The 15,365-nt window shown below is 68.2% G+C and carries 16 protein-coding genes; 13 read left to right on the plus strand and 3 right to left on the minus strand.

Translation table 11 applies throughout. The features are described from left to right. The first annotated feature begins 40 nt into the window (after positions 1–40). The 13 genes from FEZ61_RS05455 to madM all read left to right on the plus strand — a co-directional run bounded on the left by FEZ61_RS05455 (position 41) and on the right by madM (position 12,469). Complete coding sequence (locus tag FEZ61_RS05455; protein ID WP_173147610.1) at positions 41–1,075, plus strand: LacI family DNA-binding transcriptional regulator; 1,035 nt, start codon at positions 41–43, stop codon at positions 1,073–1,075. Between the two features lie 148 nt (positions 1,076–1,223). Beyond that, positions 1,224–2,579: an MFS transporter gene (locus FEZ61_RS05460; protein ID WP_173147612.1), complete on the plus strand. Its 1,356-nt coding sequence runs from the start codon at positions 1,224–1,226 to the stop codon at positions 2,577–2,579. Between the two features lie 18 nt (positions 2,580–2,597). After that, a complete protein-coding gene (gene gudD, locus FEZ61_RS05465) occupies positions 2,598–3,956 on the plus strand; it encodes a glucarate dehydratase (RefSeq protein ID WP_017640445.1) in 1,359 nt (452 codons plus the stop codon). Positions 3,957–4,160: 204 nt separating this feature from the next. After that, positions 4,161–4,871, plus strand: coding sequence for a YfdX family protein (locus FEZ61_RS05470; RefSeq protein ID WP_173147614.1), 711 nt, complete (start codon positions 4,161–4,163; stop codon positions 4,869–4,871). Between the two features lie 129 nt (positions 4,872–5,000). Beyond that, positions 5,001–6,677: a malonate decarboxylase subunit alpha gene (mdcA, locus tag FEZ61_RS05475; protein ID WP_173147616.1), complete on the plus strand. Its 1,677-nt coding sequence runs from the start codon at positions 5,001–5,003 to the stop codon at positions 6,675–6,677. Beyond that, entirely contained in the window at positions 6,677–7,534 is an 858-nt protein-coding gene (locus tag FEZ61_RS05480) for a triphosphoribosyl-dephospho-CoA synthase (RefSeq protein WP_173147618.1), read from the plus strand. Before mdcA ends, FEZ61_RS05480 begins: the two co-directional genes overlap by 1 nt. Beyond that, entirely contained in the window at positions 7,534–7,848 is a 315-nt protein-coding gene (locus tag FEZ61_RS05485) for a malonate decarboxylase subunit delta (protein ID WP_160922573.1), read from the plus strand. The genes FEZ61_RS05480 and FEZ61_RS05485 overlap by 1 nt, the downstream gene beginning before the upstream one ends. Further along, positions 7,841–8,707 carry a biotin-independent malonate decarboxylase subunit beta gene (locus FEZ61_RS05490; protein WP_173147620.1) on the plus strand — a complete coding sequence of 289 codons (867 nt, stop codon included), beginning with the start codon at positions 7,841–7,843 and terminating at the stop codon, positions 8,705–8,707. Before FEZ61_RS05485 ends, FEZ61_RS05490 begins: the two co-directional genes overlap by 8 nt. Further along, the gene (gene mdcE, locus FEZ61_RS05495) at positions 8,704–9,519 is read left to right on the plus strand and encodes a biotin-independent malonate decarboxylase subunit gamma (protein ID WP_173147622.1); all 816 of its coding nucleotides are present in this window, start codon (positions 8,704–8,706) and stop codon (positions 9,517–9,519) included. Before FEZ61_RS05490 ends, mdcE begins: the two co-directional genes overlap by 4 nt. An 11-nt stretch (positions 9,520–9,530) precedes the next feature. Continuing rightward, positions 9,531–10,220 (plus strand): malonate decarboxylase holo-ACP synthase, encoded by a 690-nt coding sequence (locus FEZ61_RS05500; RefSeq protein ID WP_173147624.1) that lies wholly within the window; start codon positions 9,531–9,533, stop codon positions 10,218–10,220. After that, positions 10,217–11,152 (plus strand): malonate decarboxylase subunit epsilon, encoded by a 936-nt coding sequence (gene mdcH / locus FEZ61_RS05505; protein ID WP_173147626.1) that lies wholly within the window; start codon positions 10,217–10,219, stop codon positions 11,150–11,152. The genes FEZ61_RS05500 and mdcH overlap by 4 nt, the downstream gene beginning before the upstream one ends. A gap of 116 nt (positions 11,153–11,268) precedes the next feature. Next, positions 11,269–11,703, plus strand: coding sequence for a malonate transporter subunit MadL (madL, locus tag FEZ61_RS05510; RefSeq protein ID WP_017641180.1), 435 nt, complete (start codon positions 11,269–11,271; stop codon positions 11,701–11,703). A gap of 1 nt (position 11,704) precedes the next feature. Next, the gene (madM, locus tag FEZ61_RS05515) at positions 11,705–12,469 is read left to right on the plus strand and encodes a malonate transporter subunit MadM (RefSeq protein ID WP_160922577.1); all 765 of its coding nucleotides are present in this window, start codon (positions 11,705–11,707) and stop codon (positions 12,467–12,469) included. Here the strand turns inward: madM and FEZ61_RS05520 are convergent. The 3 genes from FEZ61_RS05520 to FEZ61_RS05530 all read right to left on the minus strand — a co-directional run bounded on the left by FEZ61_RS05520 (position 12,466) and on the right by FEZ61_RS05530 (position 15,355). Next, positions 12,466–13,374, minus strand: coding sequence for a LysR family transcriptional regulator (locus tag FEZ61_RS05520; RefSeq protein ID WP_173147628.1), 909 nt, complete (start codon positions 13,372–13,374; stop codon positions 12,466–12,468). The two genes, madM and FEZ61_RS05520, sit on opposite strands and share 4 nt — an antisense overlap. Positions 13,375–13,508: 134 nt before the next feature. Continuing rightward, positions 13,509–14,507 carry a transketolase family protein gene (locus FEZ61_RS05525; RefSeq protein WP_160922579.1) on the minus strand — a complete coding sequence of 333 codons (999 nt, stop codon included), beginning with the start codon at positions 14,505–14,507 and terminating at the stop codon, positions 13,509–13,511. Beyond that, positions 14,507–15,355: a transketolase gene (locus FEZ61_RS05530; RefSeq protein WP_173147630.1), complete on the minus strand. Its 849-nt coding sequence runs from the start codon at positions 15,353–15,355 to the stop codon at positions 14,507–14,509. The genes FEZ61_RS05525 and FEZ61_RS05530 overlap by 1 nt, the downstream gene beginning before the upstream one ends. Positions 15,356–15,365 lie beyond the last annotated feature (10 nt).

Raw genomic sequence — 15,365 nt, forward strand, 5'->3', positions numbered from 1 at the left:
TGCTCTCATAATGGCGACTTCTCTTCTCCAAGGACCCGTTTTGGCCAGGAAGTCCCGACGCGAACTCGCCCAGCTCGATGGCACCACCGAGCTGCCCCTCACCGTGCGCGAGGTCGCCCTCGCCGCCGGGGTGTCGCCCATCACCGTGTCCCGGGCGCTGCATCGGCCGAGTCTGGTGAGCGCCGCCACTCGCGAGCACGTCCTGGCGGTGGTCAAGGAGCTGGGCTATGTGCCCAATCTGCTGGCGGGCAGCCTCGCCTCCAGCAAGAGTCGCCTGGTGGCCATCCTGCTGCCCACCATCGCCAATTCCATCTATGCCACCGTGGTGCAGGCGATCATGGAGCGGCTCACCGAGGCGGGCTACCAGGCGCTGATCGGGCCCACCGGCTATTCACCGGAAAAGGAAGAGGAACTGCTGGAAGCCATCCTCGGCCGCCGGCCCGATGGCATCGTCCTTACCGGCACCCTGCACACCCCGGCCAGTCGCGAGCGGCTGGCGGCCCTGAACATCCCGGTGGTGGAAGCCTGGGACCTGAGCGCCGAAGCCCTGGACATGCAGGTGGGCTTTTCCCATGAGCAGGTCGGCATGGCCCTGGCGGATCACTTCGTCGCCCGCGGCTATCGCCGTTTCGGGGTGATCTCGGTGGACGATCCCCGCGCCATGCGCCGCAATCTGGCGCTGCAGGCGCGGCTGGCCGAGCTGGGTATCGGCGAAGTGCCCATGGAAGTGCTGCCGCTGCCCGCCACCTGGGAGGTCGGGCGGATCGGCCTGGCGCGCCTGCTGGAACGCCCGGTGCCACCGGAACTGGTGCTGTGCAGCTCCGATACCCTGGCCCTGGGCGTGGTGGCCGAGGCCAACAGCCGCGGCCTGCGCATTCCCGAGCAGCTGGCGGTAATGGGTTTCGGCGACACCACCAATGGCCGCTTCGCGACCCCGGCGCTGTCCACCGTCAGCGTCAACGCCGATGTCATGGGCCGCAGCGTCGCCCAGTCGCTGCTCGACCGGCTCGCCGGCGAGCGGACCGCGGTCAACCTCGACACCGGTTTCGTTCTCATCGAGCGCCAGAGCTCCTAACGGATTTTTTGCAGCCGACCACAGATTTACCGGTTGAATGATAGCGTTATCTGTTTAATGATAACGCTATCGTTGTCAGACGACTTACAACATAAGACCGCTGCTCGATCTCCGCCCGCACACAAAAACAAACCAGTGGGAGCTCTCCATGCAAGAAACCAAGCAGACGCGCGTCCGCTATCTGATCCTGTTCATGCTGTTCGTCGTGACCACGATCAACTATGCCGACCGCGCTACCATTTCCATCGCCGGCTCCGCCCTGCAAAAAGACCTCGGTATCAGTGCCGTCTCCCTCGGCTACATCTTTTCCGCCTTTGGTTGGGCCTATGTGCTCGGTCAGATCCCCGGCGGCTGGTTGCTGGATCGCTTCGGTTCGAAGAAGGTCTACGCGGCGAGCATCTTCACCTGGTCGGTGTTCACCCTGCTGCAAGGCTACATCGGTGAATTCGGCATCGGCACCGCGGTATTCCTGCTGTTCGCCCTGAGATTCATGGTCGGTCTGGCCGAGGCGCCCTCCTTCCCCGGCAACGCCCGCATCGTCGCCGCCTGGTTCCCCACCAAGGAGCGCGGTACCGCCTCGGCGATCTTCAACTCGGCGCAATACTTCGCCACCGTGCTGTTCGCACCGCTGATGGGCTGGATCGTCTATCACTTCGGCTGGCAGCACGTCTTCGTGGTGATGGGCGTCCTGGGCATCGCCTTCTCGGCGGTCTGGATGGCGGTGATCTACAGCCCCCGTGAACATCCCCGGGTCAATGCCGCCGAAGTCGAGTACATCGCCAGCAACGGCGGCCTGGTCGACCTGGACACCCCCGGCAAGAAGAGCGAAGGCCCGAAGTGGAGCTACATCGGCCAGCTGCTGACCAATCGCATGATGGCCGGCATCTACCTGGGCCAATTCTGCATCAACGCCCTCACCTACTTCTTCCTGACCTGGTTCCCCGTGTACCTGGTGCAGGAACGCGGCATGACCATCCTCAAGGCCGGCATCATCGCCTCCCTGCCGGCCATCTGCGGCTTCATCGGCGGCGTGCTGGGCGGGGTGATCTCCGACTATCTGCTGCGTCGCGGCAACAGCCTGAGCGTGGCACGCAAGACCCCCATCGTCGCCGGCATGCTGCTGTCGATGAGCATGATCCTCTGCAATTACGTCGACGCCGACTGGATGGTGGTGGGCTTCATGGCCATGGCCTTCTTCGGCAAGGGTATCGGCGCCCTGGGCTGGGCGGTGGTGTCCGACACCTCACCCAAGCAGATCGCCGGCCTTTCCGGTGGCCTGTTCAACACCATCGGCAACCTGTCCTCCATCACCACCCCGATCATCATCGGCTACATCATCGCCGCCACCGGCTCCTTCAAGATGGCCCTGGTGTTCGTCGGCGCCAATGCCCTGGTGGCCGCCATCAGTTATCTGTTCGTGGTAGGCGAGATCAAGCGCGTCGAGTTGCGTGGCGTACCCACGCTGCCCGCCGAAGCCCCGCTCGCCGCTGAAACCTCTCGCTGATCGACAAGGAGCCCGACCATGACTCAATTCAATGCCACCCCGGCCCTGCACACCGGCACCCCGGTGGTCACCTCGCTGGAGGTCGTCCCCGTCGCCGGCCAGGACAGCATGCTGCTCAACCTCAGCGGCGCCCACGGCCCCTACTTCACCCGCAACGTGCTGATCCTCAAGGACAACGCCGGTCGCACCGGCGTCGGCGAGGTGCCCGGCGGCGAGACCATCCGCCAGACGCTGGAAGACGCCCGCCAGTTCCTGATCGGCCAGCCGCTGGGCCAGTACCAGCGCATCCTCGGCCAGGTCCGCCAGGCCTTCGCCGGCCGCGATGCCAGCGGCCGTGGCCTGCAAACCTTCGACCTGCGGGTGACCATCCACGCGGTGACCGCCATCGAAGCCGCCCTGCTCGACCTGCTCGGTCAGCACCTGGAGGTGCCGGTGGCCGCCCTGCTCGGCGAAGGTCAGCAGCGCGATGCCGTGGAGATGCTCGGTTACCTGTTCTATGTCGGCGACCGCAACAAGACCACCCTGGACTACCGCAGCGAAGCCGAGAGCGACGACGCCTGGTTCCGCGTGCGCAACGAAGAGGCCCTGACCCCCGAGACGGTGGTGCGACTGGCCGAGGCCGCCTATGACCGCTACGGCTTCAAGGACTTCAAGCTCAAGGGCGGCGTGCTCAGCGGCGACGCCGAGATCGAGGCGGTCACCGCCCTGGCCGAGCGCTTCCCCGAGGCACGCGTGACCCTGGACCCCAACGGCGCCTGGTCGCTCAAGGAAGCCATCCGCCTGTGCCGCGACCAGCACCACGTACTGGCCTATGCCGAGGATCCCTGTGGCGCCGAGAACGGCTATTCCGGACGCGAGGTGATGGCCGAATTCCGTCGCGCCACCGGCCTGCCCACCGCCACCAACATGATCGCCACCGACTGGCGCCAGATGGGTCACGCCATCCAGCTGCAATCGGTGGACATCCCCCTGGCCGATCCGCACTTCTGGACCATGCAGGGCTCGGTGCGGGTGGCGCAGATGTGCAACGACTGGGGCCTGACTTGGGGTTCGCACTCCAACAACCACTTCGACATCTCCCTGGCCATGTTCACCCACGTCGCCGCCGCGGCGCCGGGCAAGATCACCGCCATCGACACCCACTGGATCTGGCAGGACGGTCAACGCCTCACCCGCCAGCCGCTGGAGATCAAGGGCGGCCTGGTCGAGGTGCCGCAGCAGGGTGGCCTGGGCGTGGAGCTGGACCTGGACGCCCTCGCCCGCGCCCACGAGCTGTACAAGACCAAGGGCCTGGGCGCGCGGGACGACGCCATGGCCATGCAATTCCTCTCGCCCAACTGGACCTTCGATAACAAGAAGCCCTGCCTGGTGCGCTAGGCCCTCGGCCCGCCAACAGCGCCCGCTCCGGACTCTCCGGGGCGGGCGCTGTTTCCGTTCCAGCGTCCGAAACATCGTTTTACACCTACCGATAGCCTGCTAAGCGTCCGTTAAGCTCACCGGATCGACACTGATCCCAAGGTATCTCGCAACCCTGCCCGATACCCCCGCGGTTCCAGTCACTTTCGTATCCGGGAGAAGCACATGAACCTCAATCGTCGTATCGCCAAGAGCCTTCTCGTCCTGACCCTCGCCTCGGTGTTTTCCACCGCCGCCCTGGCCGACACCCGACCCGACATCGCCACCCAGCAGGTCGCCACTCTGCCGGCGATCTCCCAGCAGGGCCAGCAGGCCTTCATGGACGTGGTCGCCGCCCGCCAGGACCTCTTCGAGGCCCATGTCGATCAGGCCAAGCAGCAACTGGCCGCCGCCGAAAGCGCGCTGCAGACCGCCCAAACCGACAAGACCGCCTACCTCAAGTCGGCCAGGGACCTGCGGGGTCAGGACGGCAAACTCATGCAGGTCTCCGCGCAGGACGCCAAGGCCACGTCCTGGCTGCCGATCTGGAGCGGCATGGCGCTGCGTGACGACTATGTCGCCACCCCGGCCAAGAACCAGGCCGTGGCCCAGGCCAACGAGAAGATCCAGCAGGGCGACACCCAGGGCGCTGGCGCGATCCTCAAGGTGGCCGGCGTCGACGTCGACTACTCCACCGCCGTGCTGCCGGCCCAGGAAACCCTGGACCTGGTGCACAGGGCCAACCAGGAGCTCAGTCATGAGCAATACTGGCAGGCCAACCTGACGCTCAAGCAGGTGCAGAACAGCCTGAGATTCGACAACGCCAACGTCGACGTGACCCCCACCAGCTGGTTCTCCAAAACCACCTCGATCTTCACCCCGGTCGACAAGACCTGAGCCGGTCGCAAGCACCTGAGCTCAACGGAATCGTTAACTTCAGCGTAACGTTTCCGCCCTCAGGTTGATTGAACGCCCGGCAGTCGAAGGCTAGGGTGGCTCCACGACAGGTGATTCGTGGAGACCCCAATGACAACGACATCCTCCCCACCGGCTCGGATCGCCAGGCGCCGCAGCGACAAGCAGCAGCGCCTGGACCGGGTGGCTGCGCTGGCCGATGGCAAGGTGCTGCCCACCGCCTCCATCGTCGCGGCCCTGGAACAGCTGCTGGCCCCCGGCGACCGGGTGGTGCTGGAAGGCAACAACCAGAAGCAGGCCGATTTCCTCTCCCGCAGCCTCGCCCAGGTCGATCCGGCCCGGCTGCACGACCTGCACATGATCATGCCCAGCGTCGGTCGCGCCGAGCACCTGGACCTGTTTGAGCGCGGCATCGCCCGCAAGCTGGACTTCTCCTTTGCCGGCACCCAGAGCCTGAGGATCAGCCAGCTGCTGGAGGACGGCCTACTGGAAGTCGGCGCCATCCACACCTACATCGAACTCTATGCCCGGCTGCTGGTGGACCTGATTCCCAAGGTGGTGCTCAGCGCCGGCTTCATGGCCGATCGCGCCGGCAACATCTATACCGGCCCTAGCACCGAGGATAGCCCGGCGCTGATCGAGCCGGCGGCCTTCAGCGACGGCATCGTCATCGTCCAGGTCAACCAGTTGGTGGACGACGTGTCCGAACTGCCGCGAGTCGACATCCCGGCGGACTGGGTGGATTTCGTGGTGGTGGCCGACCGGCCCTTCTATATCGAGCCGCTGTTCACCCGCGATCCGCGCCACATCAAGCCGGTCCACGTGCTGATGGCGATGATGGCGATCCGCGGCATCTACGAACGCCACCAGGTGCAGTCGCTCAACCATGGCATCGGCTTCAACACCGCGGCCATCGAACTGATCCTGCCCACCTACGGCGAGCGCCTGGGCCTCAAGGGCAAGATCTGCCGGCACTGGACCCTCAATCCCCACCCCACGCTGATCCCGGCCATCGAGAGCGGCTGGGTGGAAAGCGTGCACTGCTTTGGCACCGAACTGGGCATGGAGGGCTATATCGCCCAGCGCCCGGACGTCTTCTTCACCGGTCGCGATGGCTCGCTCCGCTCCAACCGGCTGCTCTGCCAGCTGGCCGGCCAGTACGCCGTGGACCTCTTCATCGGCGCCACCCTGCAGGTGGATGGCGACGGCCATTCCTCCACCGTGACGCGGGGTCGCCTGGCCGGCTTCGGTGGCGCGCCCAACATGGGCCATGATCCGCACGGTCGGCGTCACCCCACCCCGGCCTGGCTGGACATGCGGCAGCAGACCGGCGACGGCGCACCGGCTCTGCTCGAACGCGGCAGGAAGCTGGTGGTGCAGATGGTCGAGACCTTCCAGGAAGGCGGCAAACCCACCTTCGTCGATACCCTGGATGCGGTGGAGGTGGCGCGCAAGAGCGGCATGCCGCTGGCGCCCATCATGGTCTATGGCGACGACGTCACCCACCTGCTCACCGAAGAAGGCATCGCCTATCTCTACCGCGCCCGCTCCCTGGAAGAGCGCCGCGCGATGATCGCCGCCGTGGCCGGGGTCACCGCCATTGGCCTGCGCAGCGACCCGGCCGAGGCCCGGCGCCTGCGCCAGGAAGGCCTGGTGGCCCTGCCCGAGGACCTCGGCATCCGCCGCACCGACGCCAGCCGCGAGCTGCTCGCGGCCAAGAGCATCGGCGAGCTGGTGGAATGGTCCGGCGGTCTCTATCAACCCCCGGCCAAGTTCAGGAGCTGGTGATGCGCGCCCTCGCCCGCCGTACCTCATCGCCCGCCGAGCGCCTGGCCGAGTTGGCCGTATCCGCCCTGGTGGACGAAGCCGAACTCTCGCCCAAGCCGGCCCTGGTGGATCGCCGCGGCCAGGGCGCCCACAGTGACCTCACCCTTGGCCTGATGCTAACCTCGGCCCAGGCCCTGCAGCCCAGTTTCCAGGCCATGGCCGAAGCCGCGGAGCGAGGGCTGCCTGCCGCCGAACTGCGCCGCCTGATCGGCCAACTGGGACGTGACGGCGAAGCCGCCATGCTGCAGGTCACCGGCGGGGTCAATACCCATCGCGGCGCCATCTGGGCGCTGGGGCTGCTGGTGACGGCGGCGGTGCATGAGCGTCCGACATCGGCCCAGGCGCTGTGCCTGGCGGCTGGGCGCCTGGCCAGCCTGCCCGATCCGGCGGCGCCCCAGGCGGCGCCCAGCCACGGCCAGCGCGTCGCCCAGCGCTATGGCGTCGGCGGCGCCCGGGCCGAGGCCGCCGCGGGCTTTCCCGCCATCCACCAGCGCGGTCTGCCGCAGTTGCGCGCCAGCCGCCAGGCCGGTGCGGGCGAGCAGAACGCTCGCCTGGATGCACTCCTGGCCATCATGACCGCGCTGGACGATACCTGCGTGTTGCACCGCGCGGGCCCCGCGGCCCTCACCACCATGCAGCAGGGTGCCCGCGCCGTGCTGCAGGCCGGGGGCAGCGCCAGTCTCGCCGGTCGCCGCCAGCTGCTGACCCTGGACCGCCAGTTGCTGGCCGCCAATGCCTCCCCCGGTGGCGCCGCCGATCTGCTGGCCGCCACCCTTCTCGTCGATCGCCTGGAGCCACGGCTCCCTGGAGACCTCTGATGGAACACTTCACCTGCAGCTATCCGGCCAGCCAGCGCCGCCAGGGTCGCGCCCTGGTCGGCTGTGTCGGTTCGGGGGACCTGGAGGTCCTGCTCGAACCCGCCATGGCCGACTTCACCCTCAAGGTGACCACCTCGGTCAACGGCAGCGAACCGCGCTGGCGCGCCCTCTTCGACCGGCTGTTCGCCACGCGCGAGGACCTGCCGGCCCTGACCCTGGACATCCACGACTTCGGCGCCACCCCGGGCGTGGTGCGCCTGCGCCTGGAGCAGGGCCTGGAAACCCTCGACCTGGAGGACAGCACCCATGGCTGAAGCCACCCTTCCCGATGTCCAGGAGCTGCTGCACAGCCGCAGCTTCGTCGAACTCGGCGCCCGCGAGCGGGCCCGTGTGGTGCTCGATGCCGGTAGCTTTCGCGAGCTGGTCGGTCCCTTCGAACGGCTGATGTCGCCGTGGCTGCCCAAGCAGGGCATCGTCTGCCAGGCCGATGACGGCGTGGTGGTGGCCAAGGGGCTGATCGACGGCCAGCCCGCGGTGGTCTGCGCCATCGAGGGCGCCTTCCAGGGTGGCAGCATGGGCGAGGTGGGCGGCGCCAAGATCGCCGGTGCCCTGGAGCTGGCGTTGGAAGACAACCTCGCGGGCATCCCGACCCGCGCCGTGCTGCTGCTGGAAACCGGCGGCGTGCGCCTGCAGGAGGCCAATCTGGGGCTGGCCGCCATCGCCGAGATCCAGGCGGCCATCGTTGCCTTGCGCTCGCATCAGCCGGTCATCGGCGTCATCGCTGGCAGCGTCGGCTGCTTTGGTGGCATGTCCATCGCCGCCGGCCTGTGCAGCCAACTGATAGTCACCCGCGAGGCACGCCTGGGACTCAACGGTCCCCAGGTGATCGAGCAGGAAGCCGGCATCGAGGAATACGATTCCCGCGACCGCCCCTTCATCTGGAGCCTGACCGGCGGCGAACAGCGGGTCGCCACGGGCGTGGCCGATGTCTTCGTCGCCGACGACAGCACCGCCGTGACCGCCGCCATCCGCCAGGGCTTCACCCAGGGCGTTGCCGCCCCTCTGCGCAGCCAGCGGGCCGACCACTACCTGACGCGCCTCGTCGATCTCGATACCCGTCCCCAGGCGGACGCCGCCGCGGTCCGCCACCTCTATGCCGGAGACCAGCCATGAGCACCCAGCCTTCGCAACGCGGCCTGACCTGGTTCCAGGCCCTGGCCGGCCAGGGCGAGGCCGTCACCGGCCTGCCCGCCTCCCTGCGCGTCGCCGACCTGGAACTGGCCGGACGCCCCGCGCGCTGGCTGGCGGTGGTAGCAGATGCCGAGAATCCCTTTCCCCGCGCCCGCCAGGGCGAGGTCGGTCTGCTGGAGAGTTGGGGCCTGGCCCGAGCCATTCAGCAGGCCATCGCCGAGGATGCTGGCGCCCAGGTGAAACGCACCCTGATCGCCCTGGTGGACGTGCCCAGCCAGGCCTACGGTCGCCGCGAGGAGGCCTATGGCATCCACCAAGCCCTGGCCGGCGCCGCGGGTGCCTATGCCGAGGCGCGCCTGGCCGGACACCCGGTGCTGGGCCTGCTGGTAGGCAAGGCCATGTCCGGGGGTTTTCTCGCCCATGGCTACCAGGCCAATCGCCTGCTGGCCCTGCGTGATCCCCAGGTGCAGGTGCACGCCATGGGCAAGGCCTCGGCCGCGCGGGTGACCCTGCGCAGCGTCGAGGAGCTGGAACGCCTGGCCGCCGATATCCCGCCCATGGCTTACGATCTGGACAGCTATGCCTCCCTGGGCCTGCTCTGGCGCCAGCTGGAGGTCGGCCAGCCCGATCAGCCCTCGACCGCCGATCTGGAGCAGGTACGCCAGGCCCTGGCCGAGGCCCAGGCCGATGTGCTCGCCAGCGGTACCACCGATCTCAAACTACGGTTGGACGGCGCCAACCGCGCGGCCTCTCGCGCAGTACGCGATCGCCTGCGGGCGGGATGGAAGGCGTGACGAGCGGGCGGATGGGCCCGTTGGGCTTCGCTGGCGCTCAACCCAACCTACGGAACACCTGCGTAGGTTGGGTTGAGCGACGCGAAGCCCAACACAGGCCCCACGACCTCCTATGGGGCCTGACCCCGGATACCCTTCCCGCGGACGCCCCCACCTGGGCCCACCAGATCGCCCAGGCTGGCCTGCCCGTAGTGGTCCGCCGAACCGCACCCGAGGCCGGCCGTATCCCGGTCGGCCTGCGCGGCGCTACCCGCGCCGAGCGCTTGGCGGCCTGGCTTGTACCAGCCGCCGTAGTGCAACAGCGCGCACCTGAAAACCTGCGGATCACAACCGGCTGCCGCGATCTACCGGTCTTCGACACCCTTGCCCGCCTGCAAACCCGGCTGGACGACCTGGGCTTACCCTGGGGCCCCACCGGCGCCGCAGGTTACGAGCTGGCCTCTGGCTGGCCGGCGCTGCACGCCGCGAGCGATCTGGATCTGCTGATCCGCTGCGCAGCCCCGCTGCCGCGCGACCAGGCGCGGGCCCTGCTGGCGTCCCTGCAAGGGCAAGCGCTGTGTCGCCTGGACATCCTGCTGGAGACCCCCCTCGGCGGCGTCGCCCTGGCCGATTGGGCCGGAGACGCCCCACGCGTGCTGCTCAAGACCGCGGCCGGTCCCCAGTTGGTGAGCGATCCCTGGCCGGAGGCGCGCGCCGCATGAGTACCCTCTTCCAGTTTCCCGGCCAGGGCGCCCAGCGTCCCGGCATGCTGCACGCCCTGCCCGAGGACCCCGAGGTCCGGCGCACCCTGGCGGAGGCCGCCGCGGTACTGGACCTCGATCCTTTGAACCTGGACTCCGCCCAGGCCCTGGAACATACCCGCGCCGTGCAGCTGTGCCTGCTGATCGCCGGCGTCGCCACGGCGCGCCTGCTGCTGAGCCGCGGACCAGAGCCACAGCTGGTGGCCGGGCTGTCCATCGGTGCCTATGCCGCGGCGGTGGTGGCCGAGGCCCTGGACTTCGCCGACGCTCTGCGCCTGGTGGCCCTTCGTGGCGAGCTGATGCAGACGGCCTATCCCAAGGGCTACGGCATGCTGGCCATACTTGGGCTGGACCGCGGCACGGTGGAGGGCCTGGTCGCCAATCACCATCGGCCTGACGCGCCGCTGTACCTGGCCAATGCCAATGCCGAGCAGCAATACGTGGTCGCGGGCAGCGATGTCGGCCTGGCCGTGCTGACCGAAGCCGCGCGCGCCCAGGGCGCCGCAGCGGCCAAGCGCCTGGTCATGAGCGTGCCGTCCCACTGCCCGCTGCTCGCCGAAGCCGCCCAGACTCTTGACCAGGCCTTTGCCGAGGTCGAGCTACGCGCGCCCCGGCTGGCCTATCTGAGCGGTACCTCGGCACGACGGCTGGTGCGTGCCGAGCAGTTACGCGACGACCTGGCCTTCAACATGGCGCGGCCCATCGAATGGCACGCCGCCCTGGAAGCCGCTCGCGAGCGCGGCGTGCGGCTGGCCATCGAACTGGCGCCCGGCAGCGTCCTCAGCCAACTGGCCAAACGCGTCTTGCCCGCGGCCGGGGTGCTGGCCTGGCAGGACACCCATCCTGACACCCTAGACGCGCTCAGGCGCGAGGAGGCGGCACGACTGGACTGAGCAATCCCCATACGGCGGCTGCCCTCACCCCAGCCCTCTCCCCGAGGGAGAGGGGGTAAAAGCGGGCGCAGCGGCCAGGCTTCACCCCACCCCAAGCACAACCGAGGACAACAACAATGATCATCTACGGTGTAGCGCTCCTGGCCGTCTGCATGCTTGCAGGCGTCATCATCGGTGACTTCCTGGGCGTCCTGCTCGGGGTCAAGTCCAATGTCGGCGGGGTGGGCATCGCCATGCTCCTGCTGATCTGCGCCCGGCTCTACATGGAGCGGCATGGCGGCATGAGCAAGGAATGCGAATTCGGCGTCGGCTTCTGGGGCGCGCTGTACATCCCGGTGGTGGTGGCCATGGCCGCCCAGCAGAATGTGGTCACCGCCCTGCATGGCGGACCCGTGGCAGTGCTGGCGGCCGTCGGCGCCGTGGGTATCTGCGGGGTGACCATCGCCCTGATCAGTCGCAGCCATCGCGGCGAACCGCTACCGCCGTTGCCTGACGAACCCGTGGCGCCAGCGCCGGCCGTAGCCCACGCCGCGCCGGCCGGAGGTCGCTAGGATGAACGACATCGTCACCAAAGCGCTGCAACACAACGGCCTGGTCGCCGCCTTCGCGCTGATCGGCCTGATCATGTGGGTCTCGGTGGTCCTTTCGCGCCGCCTGACCTTCGGCCGGGTGCACGGCTCGGCCATCGCCATCGTCATCGGCCTGGTGCTGGCGTGGGTCGGGGGTACCGTCACCGGTGGCCAGAAAGGCCTGGCCGACCTGGCCCTGTTCTCCGGCATCGGCCTGATGGGCGGCGCCATGCTGCGTGACTTCGCCATCGTCGCCACCGCCTTCGAGGTGCAGGCCACCGAGGCACGCAAGGCGGGGATGATCGGCGCCGTGGCCCTGCTGCTGGGTACGGTGCTCCCCTTCATCGTTGGCGCCGCCGTGGCCTGGGCCTTCGGCTATCGCGACGCGGTGAGCATGACCACCATCGGCGCCGGTGCGGTGACCTACATCGTCGGCCCGGTGACCGGCGCCGCCCTGGGCGCCAGCTCCGACGTCATGGCACTGTCCATCGCCACCGGCCTGATCAAGGCCATCATCGTCATGGTCGCGACGCCCGCCTCGGCGCGGCTGCTGGCGCTGGACAATCCGCGCTCGGCAATGGTCTTCGGCGGCCTGGCCGGCACCGTCAGCGGCGTCACCGCGGGGCTCGCCGCCACTGATCGCCGGCTGGTGCCCTATGGCGCCCTGACCGCTACCTTCCACACCGGCCTAGGCTGCCTGCTGGGGCCGTCGCTGCTGTTCTTCTGCGTGCGGGCACTGGTGGCTTAGTTGCGCGCGTACATCCGGCATTCGGCGACGAAGGCCAGCAGATTGGGATCGCGCTCGCGGCTGCGCAGGAACACCGCGCCAATGCGCTGCTGGAGGCGATAGCGCGACGCCAGGGGCACCAGCTTGAGGCGGTTCTGGTAGACCGCCTCGACCCGCCCCGGCAGCAGCGCATAGCCCACCCCGGAGCTAACCATGCTCATCAGCGAGAAGATGTCGTTGACCTGCATGATCACCTCCGGCTCGAAGCCGGCCTGGGCGAACACCTGGCGACCATCGCGAAAGGTGGCGAAACCCTGGGTCAGGGTCACGAAGGGCACCCCCGAGAGGTCGCGCAGGTCCACCTCGGCCTGGTCGGCGAAGGGCGAATCACTGGGCGCGGCGAGGAAGATGTCGTCGCTGAACAGCTCGACGCTCTCGCAGTCGGCATCCACCACGGCGTCGTCCAGGGCCACGAGCATGGCGTCCAGCTTGAAATCGTGCAGTTGCTCGGCGAGGTCGGCATTGGAACCCAGCACCAGGTCGATGTTGAGTTCGCTGCGCCTCAGCTTGAGGCCCATGATCAGCTGGGGCACGGTCTTGACCGTCAGCGAATAGAGCGCCCCCAGGCGAAAGCGATCGGCCGAAAAGCCCGCCGCCTGGCGCGTGAGCCGGACCGTCTCGGCCAGGTCCTGCATCAGTCGCTCAGCCCGAGCCTCCAGCACGAAGGCGCCATCCAGCGGCGTCAGGGTACGCCCCTCATGCTTGAACAGTGGGCAGCGCAGGGCGTTTTCCAGGGAGTGGATGGCGCGATGCACGCTGACATGGCTGGTGCCCAGCTCGGCGGCGGCCCGCGCCAGGTTGCGACTGCGCATGAAGGCCAGAAAGATCTCCAGCTTGCGCAGGGTGAGTTCATCGGTATCGGACATGACGGCCAGCGGGCGAGGAAGACAGCTGCTCACCATGCCCGGATGGGCGGGCGGCGTCGAGTCTTCGAATCGCCCTGGCGGCGCCTGGCTCCATCGGTGAAACCCCTAGGGTAACCAGGCGCCCTCTTCCGACCCTACAACCAACCCTTGATCTGCTGGCAGACCGCCGTGGTGGAGATGCCGTAGCGGTCGTGCAAGGTCGGTAGCGCCCCGGCGTCGAGGAAGGCATCGGGCAGCGCGATCTGGCGGAAGGTGGGCGTCACGCCGTTGCGCAGCAGGGTGGTCGCTACCGCCTCGCCCAGTCCGCCGATCACCGAGTGGTTCTCCGCCGCCACCACCAGCCGTCCCGGCTTGCGCGCTTCCGCCAGGATCGTCGCCTCGTCCAGGGGCTTGATGGTCGGCACGTGCAGCACCGAGACGTCCACGCCATCCGCTGCCAGAGCCTCGGCTGCCTCCAGGGCGCGCATCGTCATCAGCCCGGTGGACACCACCAGCACGTCACGACCGGGGCGCACCACCTGGGCCTTGCCGAGCTGGAACCGGTAGTCGTAGCGATCCAGCACCAGGGGCACGTTGCCACGCAAGAGACGCATGTAGACGGGACCCTGGTGGGCGGCGATGGCAGGCACCGCCTGCTCGATCTCCAGGGCATCGCAGGGGTCGATCACCATGAGGTTGGGCATGGCGCGAAAGATCGCCAGGTCGTCGGTGGCCTGGTGGCTGGGGCCGTAGCCGGTGGTCAGCCCCGGCAGCCCGCAGACGATCTTGACGTTGAGGTTCTCCTCGGCGATGGCCATGCAGATGAAGTCGTAGGCGCGGCGCGAGGCGAATACTGCATAGGTGGTGGCGAACGGCACGCAGCCTTCGCGAGCCAGGCCGGCGGCGGCGCTCATCAGCAGCTGCTCGGCCATGCCCATCTGGTAGAAGCGCTCGGGGTGGGCCTTGGCGAAGATGTGCAGGTCGGTGTACTTGGCCAGGTCGGCGGTGAGGCCGACGATGTCCGGGCGCTGTTCGGCCAGGGCCGCCAGGGCGTGACCGAACGGGGCCGGCCGGGTCGGTTGGCCCTCGGCGGCGATGCTGGCGATCATCGCCGAGGTGGTCAGGCGTGGCTTGGTGGCGGTGCTGGTAGTCATCAGAAGTCCCTCCCGGCATCCAAGGCATCGAGGGCCAGGGCCCATTCGTGCGCCTCGACGCGGATGAAGTGAGTCTTGTCGCGGGTTTCCAGGAAGGGCACGCCCTTGCCCATGCGGGTATCGCAGAGAATGATCCGGGGCTGCCGGCCAGGGTGCTGACGGGCGCGGTCGAAGGCGGCGACCAGCGCCTCGCGGTCGTTGCCGTCGACGCGCTGGACGAACCAGCCGAAGGCCTGCCAGCGTTCGGCCAGGGGCTCGAAGGCGAGGATTTCGCGGCAGTGGCCGTCGGCCTGCTGATTGTTCACGTCCACCAAGGCGATGAGATTGTCCAGCTGCCAGTGAGAGGCCGACATGGCCGCTTCCCAGGTGGCGCCTTCGTTGAGTTCGCCATCGGACAGCAGGTTGTAGACGAAGGATTTCGATTGCTTGCGCTTGAGGCCGAGGCAGGCGCCCACGGCGATGCCCAGGCCCTGGCCGAGGGAACCGCCGGTGATCTCCATGCCCGGGGTGTAGGCGGCCATGCCCGACATGGGCAGACGGCTGTCGTCGCAGCCATAGGTCTCCAGGTCCTCCTGCGGCACGATCCCGGCCTCGATCAAGGCGGCATAGAGGGCGATGGCATAGTGGCCGATGGACAGGTAGAAGCGATCGCGCCCTTCCCATTCGGGCTCCTGCGGCTGGTAGCTCAGGGCATGGAAGTAGGCGACGGCCAGGACATCGGCGACGCCTAGGGCCTGGCCGACGTAACCCTGGCCTTGGATCTGGCCCATGCGCAGGGCGTGGCGGCGGATGTTGTGGGCGCGCTCGGCCAGCGAGAGCGGTGCGCGTTGTGGCGAAGAAGCGGTCATGATCTGTACC

Origin of the sequence: Pseudomonas sp. MS15a(2019) (assembly GCF_013277805.1) — a bacterium.
Classification (GTDB): domain Bacteria; phylum Pseudomonadota; class Gammaproteobacteria; order Pseudomonadales; family Pseudomonadaceae; genus Chryseomonas; species Chryseomonas benzopyrenica.

What these genes read in the sequence shown, in the direction of transcription:
- FEZ61_RS05460 (WP_173147612.1), top strand. Translation starts at nt 1,224, where the DNA reads ATGCAAGAAACCAAGCAGACGCGCGTCCGCTATCTGATCCTGTTCATG.
- gudD (WP_017640445.1), top strand. Translation starts at nt 2,598, where the DNA reads ATGACTCAATTCAATGCCACCCCGGCCCTGCACACCGGCACCCCGGTG.
- FEZ61_RS05470 (WP_173147614.1), top strand. Translation starts at nt 4,161, where the DNA reads ATGAACCTCAATCGTCGTATCGCCAAGAGCCTTCTCGTCCTGACCCTC.
- mdcA (WP_173147616.1), top strand. Translation starts at nt 5,001, where the DNA reads ATGACAACGACATCCTCCCCACCGGCTCGGATCGCCAGGCGCCGCAGC.
- FEZ61_RS05480 (WP_173147618.1), top strand. Translation starts at nt 6,677, where the DNA reads ATGCGCGCCCTCGCCCGCCGTACCTCATCGCCCGCCGAGCGCCTGGCC.
- FEZ61_RS05485 (WP_160922573.1), top strand. Translation starts at nt 7,534, where the DNA reads ATGGAACACTTCACCTGCAGCTATCCGGCCAGCCAGCGCCGCCAGGGT.
- FEZ61_RS05490 (WP_173147620.1), top strand. Translation starts at nt 7,841, where the DNA reads ATGGCTGAAGCCACCCTTCCCGATGTCCAGGAGCTGCTGCACAGCCGC.
- mdcE (WP_173147622.1), top strand. Translation starts at nt 8,704, where the DNA reads ATGAGCACCCAGCCTTCGCAACGCGGCCTGACCTGGTTCCAGGCCCTG.
- FEZ61_RS05500 (WP_173147624.1), top strand. Translation starts at nt 9,531, where the DNA reads ATGGGCCCGTTGGGCTTCGCTGGCGCTCAACCCAACCTACGGAACACC.
- mdcH (WP_173147626.1), top strand. Translation starts at nt 10,217, where the DNA reads ATGAGTACCCTCTTCCAGTTTCCCGGCCAGGGCGCCCAGCGTCCCGGC.
- madL (WP_017641180.1), top strand. Translation starts at nt 11,269, where the DNA reads ATGATCATCTACGGTGTAGCGCTCCTGGCCGTCTGCATGCTTGCAGGC.
- madM (WP_160922577.1), top strand. Translation starts at nt 11,705, where the DNA reads ATGAACGACATCGTCACCAAAGCGCTGCAACACAACGGCCTGGTCGCC.
- FEZ61_RS05520 (WP_173147628.1), bottom strand. Translation starts at nt 13,374, where the DNA reads ATGTCCGATACCGATGAACTCACCCTGCGCAAGCTGGAGATCTTTCTG.
- FEZ61_RS05525 (WP_160922579.1), bottom strand. Translation starts at nt 14,507, where the DNA reads ATGACTACCAGCACCGCCACCAAGCCACGCCTGACCACCTCGGCGATG.
- FEZ61_RS05530 (WP_173147630.1), bottom strand. Translation starts at nt 15,355, where the DNA reads ATGACCGCTTCTTCGCCACAACGCGCACCGCTCTCGCTGGCCGAGCGC.